We start from the raw sequence: 14,619 nt of genomic DNA on the forward strand, positions 1-14,619 counted from the left end.
ACAAAAAAGGTATAATTCCTCTAACAAAGAGGTATTATACCTTTTTTAAAATTTAACCTAGGTAAAAAGAACTCTATTGATTGTAGCGGAAGGCGCGAAGACTCCTGCGGGAGTACGGGGCTGGGGAGACCCCGCAGGCGCTAAAGCGCCGAGGAGGCTCACCGGCACGCCCGCGGAAAGCGAAGCGCCTGGAGCGGAAATCAACAGCCAAGTTATAGATACCACCTAAATTTAAGGGACTTTTTCAGTGCCTTCCCTAATTGGTGAGGATTTTTTTTTATTTTGCAGTCGAATATGCTGCTTTGTACGCCAATAAGTTCATTTTTTCATTTTCATCATGATAGGAGAAATAGCTGCCAGGGTTTTTCGTAAAGCCTACTATTTCCTTAATAAGGTTAGTGAGATGATGTTCATGCAATTCTTCTTCCAACAAGTTTAGTTGTAATGCCTTCGGGTTTGGCGTCGGATAGATTGTTTGAATTCTTTTCAATGATTTTGAATTCGCTTCATAAAAAACAGCATTCCCTATTATGTAAGAATTATCTTTTAGATACTTGGTTAAAATTTGAATCGGTGATTCCTTATAAATCAAGGAATACTGAGTAAGAGACAAACTATCGATGAAAAAATCGATCGAATGATGTGCTAGTGGTAGATGTAAATCACTATTGACAATGTATAATACCGATAAATCTGGATGAAGTTTTTCAATGCTTTGCTTTAATGTTTTAATCGTTTCAAGAGAGTAACACGTAAAAATATAGGATGTATTTTTAGAAAGGGAAGAAAGATATTTTGGCAACATCATCAAAATTTCAATATTTGTTTCTAGCACCATTTTATTTTCCATTTGATGTTGGGTTAATTCGTTGTACATCCATAATTTACTTTTTTCAATTAAACTTACAAAACTAGGATTCCATTTCTCGACATCAATCTCATAAATGGAATATTTAAAAGGGGACGACTGGAGGTTGTTTGTGAACAGAATGCCATCTTTGATTTCCGTTTGATAGCCACAGCTGCAATACAGATTCCCTTCAAAGATTTGATTCACAAGTATGGAGGCATTTTGCAAACTTAATCCACTTTGGCAATAGGGACAAGAAAGGACTGGAACAAAAAGTAATGGAACACCCTTTTTCTTATTATCTTGTTCGATATTCTCATTTGTCTCCGTATTAATTTTTGCATCAAGAGAATGAATTGCCCTCAATATTTGATCCTTCTCTTCAATTAGCTGTTTCTTTTTTTCAACGAGCAAGTTTCTAAAGTAGCTCATATCTTCATTATTCCCATTGTTTGTTAATCGTTTAAGAGATAAGATTTTATGAATTTCTTTTAACGAAAATCGATACAACTTAAGTTCATTAATCAATGCCATATCTTCAAGACAGATGGTGTTCATCTGATATTGTGTGTTTATTTTTTCGGGAATCAATAGTCCTTTGTCAATATAATGTCTTACTGTATCAATTGAAACATTAAAGTCTTTAGCGAACTGTCCAATCTTCATAGAGATTCCTCCTGCTCGATTCCGTTAAAACAAAAAATGGAGTTACTCCACTTTTTTATCATAAATTCATTAAAAATAGCGCTTGCAATTGTGTTAACCCTATTTATTAAACTAATTATACAGAAAAGTTAAAATAATTTAAAATGATGCTTTTAAAAAAATTTGAGGGGGTTAACTATGAAGAAAATCTGTATTTTGTTATCGATTATCCCATTTATTGGCTCGCTGACCGTTATTAATAAGGTAGAGCCCTATGTCTTAGGGATGCCCTTTGTCATGTTCTGGGCAACTCTATGGCTTGTTTTATCTGCCATAGGTATGGGGATTAGTAATTTACTTTACCCTATTGAAGAGGATGGTGAGGAATCATGAATGTTTCTCTACTTATTATTTTAGTTTTTCTCGCTTTTTCCATTTATATAGGAATTCGGGCAAAAAAGGGAAAAGAAATGAATCTAAATCAGTGGGCAGTAGGTGGCCGAGCCTTTGGAACGATTTTTGTGTTCCTGTTAATGGCCGGTGAAAACTTTACTACCTATACCTTCCTTGGGGGAAGTGGCGGGGCATATGGTCTTGGCGGCCCAATGATCTATGTATTTAGTTCGCTTTGCTACATTGTCATGTATTGGTTCTTTCCTCCAATTTGGAAATATGCAAAGAAAAACAATATTTTGACCCAATCTGATTTCTTTGTCAGCAAGTATAATAGCACAAAATTAGGTGTTCTTACGGCTGTTGTAGGAATTATTTCTCTTATTCCATACCTTGTTTTGCAATTTAAAGGGTTAGGGATTATTGTTTCAGAGGCTTCTTACGGGGCGATTTCACCGGCGGTTGCCATATGGATTGGAGCGGTTTCCGTTTCAATTTATGTAACGATTTCAGGGATACATGGTTCTGCGTGGACAGCGGTTGTAAAGGATATCTTGATGTTAGTTGTCATTTTAGTTATGTCTATTTACTTACCCTACCATTATTATGGTGGATTTACGCCCATGTTTGAAAAAATTAATGCTGCTAAACCTAACTTTTTAACTCTTCCTAATTCTGGTTACGGTTTGTCTTGGTATATTTCAACGTGCATCCTTTTTGCCCTTGGTGCATCGATGTGGCCGCATTTGTTTGCAGCTAGTTTAACGGCAAAAAATGCACATATTTTGCGACGTAATTCAGCATTAACGCCACTTTACCAGATTGTCCTAATTTTAGTTTTATTTATTGGCTTTGCTGCAGTTCTAGTAGTTCCCGGATTAAAAGATCCAGATTTAGCCCTATTTGAAATAGCTAAAAAATCATTTGACCCATGGTTTATCGGAATCATTGGAGGGGCCGGATTATTAACGGCGCTTGTACCAAGTTCAATGCTGTTAATGACTGCATCCACACTAGTAGCGAAAAATGTAGTTAAAGTTTTGAAACCGGATACATCGGATCAACAGATTGCCCGTATTGCCCGCACGTCTGTACCAATCCTTGCCCTATTGTCTGTTTATTTTACATTTAGAGGCGGGGAAATGATTTTCATGTTATTAATCATGGCCTATGGATTTGTAGCTCAGTTGTTTCCAGCTTTATTTTTCAGTTTATGGAAGAAGAACCCTGTTTCATTGCAAGGAGCATTTGCGGGAATCATCGCAGGTGCCGTAACAGTGGCTTTAATGACCATTACAAATTCTACTATTGCGACATTATTTCCTCACTGGCCACAAGTCATTAAGGACATTGACAGTGGAATCGTAGCGCTGGGAGTTAACCTGATTGTTACGATAGGAGTTAGCGCTATAACAAGAGTAAAAAATGTTTCAGAAAATCAACTTGAAAATGTGGATGTTAATTCTTAATCATGCTTCACAGTTTAGGTGAAAAGTTAAAGGAGAGAGATAAATTGATAGCCAAACAAATTACTATAAAAGATGAAGTGATTACATGGAGAAGGAATTTACATGAAAATCCAGAACTTTCTTTTAAGGAAGTTCAAACATCTGAATATGTTTATAATCTATTAAAATCTTTTACAGGATTAGAAGTAACAAGACCAACAAAAACAAGTGTTTTGGGAGTGTTAAAAGGCGGAAAACAATTGAGGGAAAAACAGCCGACTATTGCTTTTCGTGCAGATATGGATGCACTTCCAATTCAAGAGGAAGCGGATATTGAATTTCAATCAAAGAATCCTGGAGTCATGCATGCCTGTGGGCATGATGCACATACCGCTATGCTGTTAGGTGCAGCGAAAATTCTTTCCGAAAAGAGAGATGAAATAGCCGGCGAAATCAGATTTATTTTCCAACATGCTGAGGAAATGCCTCCAGGCGGAGCAATCGAGCTTGTTGAAAAAGGCGCTGTGGATGGTGTTGATTATGCTTTTGCCCTTCATGTCACACCATATGAACAATCCGGTTCGATCTGTATGAGGGAAGGTGTGCTTTGTGCGTCTAATGATGACTTCGAGATCAAGGTCATCGGTTATGGGGGACATGCATCCACACCTGAATTAACAGTGGACCCGATTGCGGTGGGGGTAGAAATTGCCTCCAACATTCAACATATTGTATCAAGGAAACTACCAGCTTTACATTCACCGGTTATTTCTATTACGGAATTCCATGGAGGGAGTGCACTCAATATTATCCCAGAGACGGCAGAGCTTGGTGGTACCATACGTGCAATCGACCCTGAGATCCGTATAAAGGCTAAAAACTATGTCAACCAAATTGTAAAAGGAATTACCGAAGCACACGGCGCTCAATATGAAATTGTTTGGCATGATGGCTATGAAAGTGTGGTAAATGATAAAAAGGCAGTTGAGATTACAAGAGAAGTAGCAGTAGATATTTTTGGAACAGAAAATGTAATCCATGCGAAGGAGCCTTTATTTGGCGGTGAAGATTTTTCAGCCATAGCCCAAAAAGTTCCTTCCTCAATGCAATTTATTGGTGTTCATCATGAAGATTTTGGTGAAGCCTATCCGCTTCATCATCCAAAATTTAAAATCGATGAGTCCGCATTACTATACGGGGTCGATTATTTTGTAGGGATTGCAACAAAATTATGTTCTAAAAATTTGTAGCTTGGCAATATACAAAATCGAGGCTAATAGGAGGTAGGAGTTTTCCTTCCAAATATTAGCCTCTTTGTCAATGTATTTAGGAAAAACCAAAAATACGTCCAACGAAGCACTGTAAATAAAAGAGGAAATGGTGGGAAAGGACAGAAACCTGGTCACCATTTTTAATAATACCTGAATGAACCATAAGATAAAGAAACTGTACCAAAAGGACTTCTTTTATACTTTACATTACAAGTGAAACCCTGATAATACTGATATAATAGTGAGGAAGATAACTGTAGTGATAGAATAGGAGCACCTCGGAATATGAATAAAACAATTGGAATTTTAGCACATGTGGATGCAGGAAAAACCACTTTTTCTGAGCAGCTGCTTTTTCATACAAAAAGTATTAAAAAACTTGGGCGGGTGGACCACCAAGACGCCTTTCTTGATAGTCATGAGATTGAAAAGCAGCGCGGCATTACCGTTTTTGCTGACCAAGGTATGTTTGAATACGGAAATTCAACCTATTATCTAATTGATACACCAGGGCACGTAGATTTTTCCCCAGAAATGGAGAGGGCCATCCAAGTGATGGATTTTGCAATTATCCTGATTAGTGCGGTTGAAGGCATTGAAGGTCATACAGAAACGGTTTGGAATCTACTAAAAAAACACCATGTGCCCACCTTCTTTTTTATCAATAAAATTGATCGTACCGGTGCAAATGTTGAAGAGGTACTTGAGGAGATTCGCAGTAATTTCACCAAGGATCTTTGTGATATATCAGCATCCTTATCAGATAGAACAATGTCAGAAGAATTGATGGAATTTATCGCCGAGAGGGACGAAGAAGTATTTGAGTATTATATGGAAAATGGGTATGAACCAGAATTATGGCTGGAAAAAATGCAATCCATGATTCAAGCCGCGGAAATTTATCCTTGTGCAAGCGGTTCAGCACTGCAGGATATCGGAGTGAAAAACTTCCTGGAAAAGTTTGATTTATTAACGGTTACAGACTTTGATAGCAATGCACCTTTTGCAGGCCGCGTTTATAAAATCCGTTATGATGAAACCGGCACAAGAGTCACTTTTATAAAAGCATTAAGCGGTACGTTAAAGGTACGCGATGGGATTGCATGTGGAAATGGTGGGATGGAGAAGGTAACGCAAATCCGTATGTATAATGGCAGTCAATACCGGCAAATCGACCAAGTTTCTGCAGGCGAGCTTTTTGCTGTTACCGGAATCACAAATGCTTCTGTTGGTGACGGGGTAGGCGCCCTAGAGGAAAAAGCCGTATATGATATGGTCCCAACACTAAAATCTAAGGTCGTATTTGACCCCGGAGTGAATCCAAAGGAAGCATTAAAATATTTTCTTATGCTGGATAGTGAGGACCCTTCGCTCTATGTAATTTGGGAGGAGCGCCTGCAGGAAATTCATCTTCATGTCATGGGCGCCATTCAATTAGAAGTACTTGAGCAAATCATATTCGAAAGATTTCATTTAAAGATCGCATTTGAACAGCCAGAGATTCTTTATAAGGAAACAATTGATAACGAAGTAATTGGGTACGGTCATTTTGAACCATTAAAGCATTATGCAGAAGTGCATTTAAAAATCGAACCTGGAAAACGAAACAGCGGAATTCTTTATGAAAGCAGCTGCCATACCGACGATTTATCCATTGGCCTGCAAAACCTGGTAGGACAGCACCTAGTTGAACGGGAACATCACGGTCTCTTAACCGGTTCACCGATTACTGATTTAAAAGTAACGCTTTTAACGGGAAGAGCACATAATAAGCATACTCATGGCGGAGATTTTCGGGAGGCAGTATTTCGTGCCTTGAGGCAGGGATTGGAAAAGGCAAATAACATCCTGCTCGAACCTTTTTACCACTTTAAAATTATCGTTACGAGTAATCAAATGGGACGTGTCTTATCAGATGTGCAGGCTGCCCATGGCCGGATTGACTCCCCAATGACTGATGGCGATAAAGCCATCTTAACTGGAATCGTTCCTGTTGCGACCTTTATGAACTACAGCATGGAACTAGCCTCTTTTACCCAAGGGAAAGGGCGAATGAGTCTAACCTTTGCTGGTTATCACCTCTGTCATAATGCAGAGGAGGTAATCGAACACATCGGATATGATAAAAATGCTGATCCAGACTATACTTCTTCCTCAATCTTTTGTTCAAAGGGACAAGGCTTTACCGTAAAATGGGATGAAGCCGAAGGAATGATGCATTGTTTATAAGCATTTCAATAAAAGGGGGCCTCCCATCGCGAAAATGGTGGAGGCTCCCTTCATGCGGCTAATCCCATGGAGATACGAAAAATAGATTCGATGATGAGAGATGGCATGGAATGTCAGCGGTTATCCGCTACTACGGATGATTCATCGGGTCTTTCCCCATTCTGCAAATCGGCAATTGTCAGTCCAAAGTCCATCTGCAGATGAGGATAATCTTTAAATTGAGCCCAATCTCCACCCCATTCAAAGCCTAATGACTTTGCCATATTGACTACCTCGTTCCAATCAGCCTTTCCATTTTTATTGCCATCGTATTGCCGATCCCAAATGAAATTTCCTGAAGAGTTCTTAAGTGCAAAATCAATTGCTAACCCATAATTATGATAGGATTCTCCTCCTTTTGCATTCGTGACAATATTCCCCTCAGTGGCCAGTCCCTGTTCATAAAGACGGTTTTGCTCCGCAACACTGCGAAAGCCATCTGTAATCACGACCACAATTCCTTTTTTTGCTGCCTGTTGGATTAAATTGTTGCTTTGTTCCTTAACTACCGGTTGGAGTTCAGTCGGTAAAGGAACCGCTTGATGAGTGACTTTTTTATTAGAAGGAGTGGAATCCTTAAATATAAAATGAGCAACCAGCCCTAGAGCAGTAAGAAAAAGTATTAGTTTAATTCATTTTTGCTTCATGGTGGAACCTCCCCTTGGATAATTAACTACCTTCCTTACATATACCGATAAAAAGACTCTCATTTTATACTAAAAAAACCCTAAATTATTCTTAATTTCTATAAAACGAGAACCTTTTGAATGCCGAAATCTTAATCTTTAAAAGTGAGAGTTATTATGTTTTGACCCATCGCCAAATTTTGGTATTTAATAGAAATGTGAAAAAGGTTTCGATTTCTTAAATCTTTTTTTAACTCAATTTCGTTACCTTATCGGAGGTGTAGAGATGACCGATTTAGAACTGATTGCTGAAGTGAAGAAGGGCAGCAGGTCTAGCCAGGAAATATTGGTGAGGCGACATTATAAGCTGGTCTATAGTTTTCTTTACCGAATGATGGGGGATAAGGAGCTGGCAAAAGATCTGACGCAAGAGACATTTATTAAACTCTTAAACAATATAACAAAATTTCAGCCATCCTCCGATTTTAAAAGCTGGCTTTTAACGGTAGCGAGTAATCATGCAAAGGACTTTTTAAAGAGCAAGGCTCATAAGGAAAGCCAAAATACCTATGAGTTGTATGAAAATGATGATACGAGAACTGTGAAAAGTGTTTCCTCTATATTTGAAAAAAATGAAAAGAGAAAAGAGATGAAGCGGGCACTTGAGACGCTTCCTGATTTCCAAAGAGAGGCGATCCTGCTTAAATACTACAATGAAATGAAGATTTCGGAGATTGCCGCAGTGACGAATACGAGCGTTCCAACCGTGAAATCTCGACTAAAGCAGGGTCTTAAGAAACTCGAACATTACTTGAAACGGGGTGACCTAGATGAACAACATCGAAATGGATAAGGAAATCAAGGAATTTCTCGATTCTTATAAAGTCGACTTCCCCAATGAGGAGGAAATGGAGGCATCGATTGAATATATCATGTCTAATGTTAAGCCGATTGAAACCAGGGCATTTGTTTTTCAAAAACGAGCAAGATCACTGATTGTTAACTGTACACGTGAAATGTTGAATTTCGGCTTGCTATTTTGGGGGCTTAATGGAATGTTTGTCCTGCTTGGCGTTATCAGCCTTATCCAGTTGAGGGCCAATCCATATATAACAGTATTTACTCTAGCTCCTTTGCCGTTTATTGTAGGGATATTCGAAATTCTGAAAAGTAAAGATGAAGGGTTAATCGAGCTTGAAATGACCTTAAAATACAATACTCAGCAAATCTTTGTTTCACGGCTTCTTGTGGTTGGGGGATTTAACTTACTGATTAATCTAACCATATCGTTCATTTCCTCCATTGTGAACCCGGATATTATTTATACAAGACTGCTTATGTCTTGGACGGTTCCTTTTGTTGCAGTATCAGGTCTTGCCTTTCTTTTTGCCATGAAAACAAAAGGGAATGTGGCAAGTGGAATTTTGCTTGCTGTTTGGTTTGCTGTTTGTTATGGAATGATGCAAGTTGAAGCGGTAAGGGAAATTCTTTTAAATATGAATATCCGGGAAATGATCGGAATTCTTCTAGTTGGAGTATTCCTTTGGGCATTCCAGATCATGAAAATAAAAAGAATGGAAATGAGAGGGGAAATCTATGAAACTTAAAATAAATAACCTATCCAAAGTATTTGGGGATAAACGAGCGGTAGATGGTGTCAGTGCAGAACTGACAAATGGAGTTTACGGATTTCTAGGAGCCAACGGGTCAGGTAAAACAACCTTGATGAGGATGCTCGCGACCGTATCGAGACCGACATCAGGAACGATTACATTTAACGGGGAAGATATCACAAAAATGGGTGACCGCTATCGTGATGTTCTTGGATATCTCCCGCAGCATATTGGTTATTACAGGAATTTTACCGTTGAAAAGTTTCTCTATTATATTGCCAGCCTAAAGGGAATTGAAAAAAATGAGGCGCAGCAAAGAGTAGCGGAGTTACTTGAGATTGTAAATCTGCATGATAAAAGAAAAGTGAAGATGGGGAAATTGTCTGGTGGGATGAAGCAGCGTGTCGGTATTGCCCAGGCGCTGCTAAATGACCCGAAAATATTGATTGTGGATGAACCGACGGCCGGGCTTGATCCGAAGGAAAGAATTCGTTTCCGCAATCTTCTAGCAAAAATCGCTAATGATCGGATTGTTCTTTTATCGACCCATATTGTGTCCGACATTGAGTACATTGCAAAGGAAATTCTGATTATGAAAAACGGACAGCTGATTAAAAAAGAAACGCCTCGAAATCTATTAGGTCAGATTCAGAATATCGTCTGGAGTGTTCCTGCAGAGGAGGCAGAAATACCATCCTTCCAGGAATCCTTTAAAGTGGGGAATATCGCAAGGAAACCAGAAGGAATTGAATTAAGAATTATTTCTGAGGAGAAACCGGCCGATGTCGCTGTCAATGTCCCTGTTAATCTAGAAGATCTATATCTCTATTATTTTGATGAGGGGGTGGGGGCATGAGTTTGCTTAAATGGGAGCTAATGAAGATTTTTAAACAAAAAAGTCTCTATATTATTGGGATTATTTTGTTTAGCTGGTTTACGATGATAGCCATGGATGTAGAGAATCCGAAAATGACACAGGAGGTCTATAAGAAGTGGGAGGGTCCGATTACAACCGAAAAGCTAGAAAAGGCGGAAAAGGTAAACCGTGAACTAACAGAATTTTTTTCGAAACAGCCTGCTCCTGATCAACGAAAATCTGCGGAATCTGCGGTTGTAGAAAATATCGTGTATAGCCAAAATATTAAAACAAGGATTAAGGAATGGAATCAGGATCTTAATAAATTAATCAAAGAGGCTCGTGAAAAAGGAAATACCTCCTTAGCTAACAAACTTGAACTTCAGAAAAAGATGTACAATGAAGTGAAATTAGACAGAATTTCTTATTCGGCTGCCCCGAGGGAAGCAATCGATTTTGTGAATGTTTTTGGGCTGATTATATCAGGGGTGTTCTTGTTAATTGGTTTATCCGGAATTTACTCGAATGAGCATTCTTCAGGAGTTGAAAATTATATCCTCAGCACAAAAAATGGCCGAGTGAAGACAATGAGGGCAAAGTTTTTGGCCGCATTTATTTTTGCTGCGGTGGTAGTTTTCAGCTGGGAGGGTTTTAATCTTATAATGAGAACCCTTATTTATGGAACAAAAGGTTGGGGCCTTCCAATTCAGTATTCGAATAAATACTTTACATCTCCTTGCAGCTTGACGTTTATGGAATATCACCTGATTCAAATTGGCATCCATTTACTTGCGGCCCTTGCTTTTGCAGGAGTGATGGTGCTTGTATCGACTCTATCAAAATCAACGGTTATTTCCTTTTTCGTCTCTGGATTCCTTTTCGGTGTACCACTTCTTACACAAAGTATAATGGATGTTGACTCGATATGGCTTAACAAGGTATTGATGTTCACCCTTACCAACATTATGAAGGTAGAAGATATGTATATGAATTTTGTTTCGGTGAACATTTTCGGGTTCCCTGTACTTGCTCCATATATCGGAATTATGGTGTCGGCCCTAACTCTTTCTCTATCCATCTTCCTCGCAAGATCTTTGATAAGGAAGAAGCAGATTGCATAATGGGGTCTCTGTTAAGGGGTCTGACCCCCATCGTTTTAACTGGTGGAGAGTTTTTCCGTTCGCATGCTGCCCATTTTTATTCTGTTTTTCATAATCGCCATATCATTTGCTCATACTACTATGGGTGATGGATATGCCATGTCAATCAAGTGACGAATTAAAGCTATTGGTAAAAGAAGCAAAAGTATGTACAAATTACGGTAAGGTTGCAGACTATATACCTGAGCTAGGAAAAGCGAACCCTAACGATTTGTCCATTGCGATTAACTATCCTGACGGAAGATGTATCTCAGCTGGAGATATAGATAAAAAGTTTACATTGCAAAGTATCTCGAAGGTTATTAGCCTAGCACTTGTTCTAATGGAAAGAGGCTCTCCTTATGTGTTTGAGCGGGTGGGGATGGAACCAACCGGAGACCCGTTCAATTCAATTGCAAAATTGGAGACGATGGCCCCAGCCAAACCGTTAAACCCAATGATCAACGCTGGGGCCCTTGTCGTGACACATATGATTAAAGGGGATACTGTAGAGGAGAGGTTTCATCGGCTATTAACATTTATCCGCGAATTGATCGGGGACGATACTATTGGCTATTGTGAGAGAGTAGCCCGTTCCGAATTTGAAACAGCTAATTTAAATCGTGCATTATGTTATTTCTTAAAGCAGCATAAAATCATTCAAGAGGATGTCGAGACATTACTCGATTTATACACAAAGCAGTGTGCCGTTGAAATGAACTGTTTGGATTTAGCAAGGATTGGAATGATTTTTGCGATGGATGGTGTCGATCCACTTACAGGGAAAAGGATTATGCCAGATGATGTTGCCCGTATTTGTAAAACCTTTATGGTAACGTGCGGAATGTATAATGCTTCAGGTGAATTCGCTATAAAAATTGGGATTCCCGCAAAAAGTGGTGTTTCCGGTGGGATCATGGGAGCTGTTCCAGGAAAATTTGGAATCGGAATTTTTGGTCCTGCATTGGATGAAAAAGGAAACAGCATTGCAGGGATCAGACTATTAGAACTTTTATCAAAAAATTATCGGTTGAGTATGTTTTAACAAAGGCATGGTGTAACCATGCCTTTGTTACTATCATATCCTAAGTATTTTTCAATACTGTAATAAACCCATCAAGAATTTGATGACTGATTTTGAAGCCTTTATTCTGGTAGAATTTTAAGGCATTGTCGTTTCCATTTGATACGAAGATAAACAAATCAGTGATGGAAGGAAAGGAATGCAACCAATCCATCGATTTTTTGAATAAAACGGAACCAATGCCCATATTCCGGTAGTCTTCTTTTATATAAAACTGTGAGAGACAGCCTACATCCTCATCTTTTATAGAATCAAGGTCAAAAAAGGTAGCAAAATCATTCGAATATGTTTCCTTTCGTGAAATATTGCAGTATACATATCCTACAATTTTCTCATCATCTTTAGCTGCCACAATATAGTTTGCTTTTGCATTTTTAACTGATGGGACCATCCTTGTTTCAAAATTCATACTATCAAACAGCTCAGTATGAATATAAGATTTAGATTTTTGAAAAGTCATTAATTCATTGCATAAATGTTTAATGCAACTAATATTATCTTCAGAAATAACTTCATAATGGATACCCATATTCATCTTCCTTTACTAATAATCTCTTGATCATTTTATCATATCCAAAGTCACAACATTGGAAAATGGTGGGGATGTTAGAAACAGAATATAGAGAGCCTTGAATTAAAATATGTTACTATGGAGGAGTGACTATTTATTTTAGCTTCGATTTTAATGTTAATTTCTTCCAACACTTACTAGAGGACGGTTTTAAATGAACACTATTTTAGCGAAAGAACGAAATACTTCTACTTTGTTTGCGGATTTAAGGTTGATTATAAAGGCACCGGTGTTAATCGCAAATGTACTTCCTGTTTTTACTGGGTTTTGGCTGGCACTTTATTTTACCAATGAATCATTAACCAATCATTGGGGGTTATTTTTACTAACCATGATTGGCAGCACATTGGTAATGGCCGGAGCGCTTATTATCAATAACTGGTATGATGTTGATATTGATTCTGTAATGGACAGAACGAAAAATCGTCCAACCGTAACGGGGCATTTTTCACTGAAAGCGGTACTGGCAATGGGAATCATTTTAACCGTACTTGGTTTAGCTCTTTTACTTTTTACCTCCATTGAAGCAGCTATTTGGGCATTTATCGGTTGGTTTACTTATGTTATCTTGTATACGATGTGGTCAAAACGGAAATATACGCTTAATACTGTAATTGGTGCTATTTCAGGTGCCGTTTCTCCAGTAATCGGCTGGACAACGATTGAAACTAGTTATCATATCGTACCGATTATTTTATTTCTGATTTTATTTATTTTTCAAATGCCGCATACCTTTGCAATTGCAATGAAGAAATATAATGAATATAAAGCAGCAGGCGTTGCGATGCTTCCTGTGGTTCGTGGATTTGAAATGACGAAGCGGCAAATTTTTGTTTATAGTGCCTGTTTGTTGCCATTGCCATTTTATTTAGGGTCGCTTGGCGTATCCTTTATTGTGATTGCCACACTGCTTAATTTAGGGTGGCTTGGTGTGAGTATTTCCGGGTTTTTCACTAAAAATGACCATAAATGGGCTCATTTCGTATTTCTTTATTCAGTCAATTATATAACGATCATGTATCTCTTAATGATTATTGTGACATTGCCGATATTTAAGTAAAGAAAAGGTCTTATCAATTTATATTGATAGGGCCTTTTTGTTGTGAGATGGAAAGTTAGTGGTTTAATTGCCCTGCGGATAGGAATATTCACTTATACGGGAATCAAGAGCAGTCCTCGGTGCCCGTGGATGCTTAAATTTCACAGACATGGGAATCAAGAGTTTTTCTTGATGCCCGTGACCTCTTAAATTTCACTAACATGGGAATCAAGAGCCGTCCTCGGTGCCCGTGGAAGCTTGAATTTCACAGACATGGGAATCAAGAGTCTTTCTAGATGCCCGAGACCTCTTAAATTTCACTAACATGGGAATCAAGAGCCGCCCCCTGTGATCAGGACAAAAAACGTGTTAAAAAAGTCCTCCAACGATCTTCAAAATTATTGTTCATCAATTTGTCAATTTTGCAAACGAGAACCAATTTACTTTTCTTTTAATAATATTATCACCTTAAAAAGTCTTAAAAACGTGTAATAACGCGGCTTTGGTCTACCCCGGTTAAAGAGAATAAATATCCTCGAAAATTAAAAAATCCCCTCATTTTTCCAAGCTAGCTGAGAATTACAATCAATGTGTGATTCAACTCATATCTGTAAAATGAATTCCAAACTAAGATGTATGTAAGAAAACAAAAAGGGGTTGATTTTAGGTGGGAGTTAAAAAAGTTAACCAGAAAAAAGAGCAGGAGGCACCACTAAAAGGAACATGGATTTCCGTTGGTGTCGTTGGAGTGGTCATTCTTGCAACTTATTTACTATTATATGGGCTCTATATGTCCAGAGTATAAGGGGTGAAAAA

Annotated in this window: 14 protein-coding genes; 11 read left to right on the plus strand and 3 right to left on the minus strand. The window is 38.3% G+C overall.

Annotated features, from left to right (window positions below; all coding sequences use genetic code 11):
* Positions 1-277 precede the first annotated feature (277 nt).
* Positions 278-1,516, minus strand: a complete 1,239-nt coding sequence (locus RCG21_RS06750) for a MerR family transcriptional regulator (protein ID WP_133337511.1) — start codon at positions 1,514-1,516, stop codon at positions 278-280.
* Between the two features lie 177 nt (positions 1,517-1,693).
* Here RCG21_RS06750 and RCG21_RS06755 point away from each other — a divergent pair, with 177 nt between their 5' ends.
* From RCG21_RS06755 to RCG21_RS06770, 4 genes are all read left to right on the plus strand, one after another.
* On the plus strand, positions 1,694-1,888 hold the full coding sequence (locus tag RCG21_RS06755; RefSeq protein ID WP_026573395.1) for a DUF3311 domain-containing protein: 195 nt from the start codon (positions 1,694-1,696) through the stop codon (positions 1,886-1,888).
* Positions 1,885-3,357 (plus strand): sodium:solute symporter family protein, encoded by a 1,473-nt coding sequence (locus RCG21_RS06760; RefSeq protein WP_133337509.1) that lies wholly within the window; start codon positions 1,885-1,887, stop codon positions 3,355-3,357. Before RCG21_RS06755 ends, RCG21_RS06760 begins: the two co-directional genes overlap by 4 nt.
* Before the next feature lie 44 nt (positions 3,358-3,401).
* The gene (locus tag RCG21_RS06765; RefSeq protein WP_308913021.1) at positions 3,402-4,586 is read left to right on the plus strand and encodes a M20 metallopeptidase family protein; all 1,185 of its coding nucleotides are present in this window, start codon (positions 3,402-3,404) and stop codon (positions 4,584-4,586) included.
* A 306-nt stretch (positions 4,587-4,892) separates the two neighbouring features.
* Positions 4,893-6,836, plus strand: a complete 1,944-nt coding sequence (locus RCG21_RS06770) for a GTP-binding protein (protein ID WP_133337505.1) — start codon at positions 4,893-4,895, stop codon at positions 6,834-6,836.
* A gap of 113 nt (positions 6,837-6,949) precedes the next feature.
* On the opposite strand, the gene RCG21_RS06775 is transcribed toward RCG21_RS06770, so the two are convergent.
* On the minus strand, positions 6,950-7,459 hold the full coding sequence (locus RCG21_RS06775; RefSeq protein WP_308914253.1) for a M15 family metallopeptidase: 510 nt from the start codon (positions 7,457-7,459) through the stop codon (positions 6,950-6,952).
* 328 nt (positions 7,460-7,787) lie between these two features.
* On the opposite strand from RCG21_RS06775, the gene RCG21_RS06780 reads away from it, so the two are divergent.
* From RCG21_RS06780 to glsA, 5 genes are all read left to right on the plus strand, one after another.
* The gene (locus tag RCG21_RS06780; protein WP_133337501.1) at positions 7,788-8,354 is read left to right on the plus strand and encodes an RNA polymerase sigma factor; all 567 of its coding nucleotides are present in this window, start codon (positions 7,788-7,790) and stop codon (positions 8,352-8,354) included.
* The gene (locus tag RCG21_RS06785) at positions 8,332-9,108 is read left to right on the plus strand and encodes a hypothetical protein (protein ID WP_133337499.1); all 777 of its coding nucleotides are present in this window, start codon (positions 8,332-8,334) and stop codon (positions 9,106-9,108) included. Before RCG21_RS06780 ends, RCG21_RS06785 begins: the two co-directional genes overlap by 23 nt.
* The gene (locus RCG21_RS06790; protein WP_133337497.1) at positions 9,098-9,970 is read left to right on the plus strand and encodes an ABC transporter ATP-binding protein; all 873 of its coding nucleotides are present in this window, start codon (positions 9,098-9,100) and stop codon (positions 9,968-9,970) included. The genes RCG21_RS06785 and RCG21_RS06790 overlap by 11 nt, the downstream gene beginning before the upstream one ends.
* On the plus strand, positions 9,967-11,091 hold the full coding sequence (locus RCG21_RS06795) for an ABC transporter permease (protein ID WP_133337495.1): 1,125 nt from the start codon (positions 9,967-9,969) through the stop codon (positions 11,089-11,091). Before RCG21_RS06790 ends, RCG21_RS06795 begins: the two co-directional genes overlap by 4 nt.
* Positions 11,092-11,224: 133 nt before the next feature.
* A complete protein-coding gene (gene glsA / locus RCG21_RS06800) occupies positions 11,225-12,154 on the plus strand; it encodes a glutaminase A (protein WP_133337493.1) in 930 nt (309 codons plus the stop codon).
* Positions 12,155-12,194: 40 nt separating this feature from the next.
* On the opposite strand, the gene RCG21_RS06805 is transcribed toward glsA, so the two are convergent.
* Complete coding sequence (locus RCG21_RS06805) at positions 12,195-12,722, minus strand: GNAT family N-acetyltransferase (protein WP_133337491.1); 528 nt, start codon at positions 12,720-12,722, stop codon at positions 12,195-12,197.
* 196 nt (positions 12,723-12,918) lie between these two features.
* Here RCG21_RS06805 and cyoE point away from each other — a divergent pair, with 196 nt between their 5' ends.
* Both cyoE and RCG21_RS06815 read left to right on the plus strand, forming a co-directional pair.
* Positions 12,919-13,824: a heme o synthase gene (cyoE, locus tag RCG21_RS06810; protein ID WP_133337489.1), complete on the plus strand. Its 906-nt coding sequence runs from the start codon at positions 12,919-12,921 to the stop codon at positions 13,822-13,824.
* 646 nt (positions 13,825-14,470) lie between these two features.
* On the plus strand, positions 14,471-14,608 hold the full coding sequence (locus RCG21_RS06815) for a cytochrome c oxidase subunit 2A (RefSeq protein WP_133337487.1): 138 nt from the start codon (positions 14,471-14,473) through the stop codon (positions 14,606-14,608).
* The last annotated feature ends 11 nt before the right edge of the window (positions 14,609-14,619 follow it).

Origin of the sequence: Bacillus salipaludis (assembly GCF_030938565.1) — a bacterium.
GTDB lineage: Bacteria > Bacillota > Bacilli > Bacillales > Cytobacillaceae > Neobacillus > Neobacillus salipaludis_A.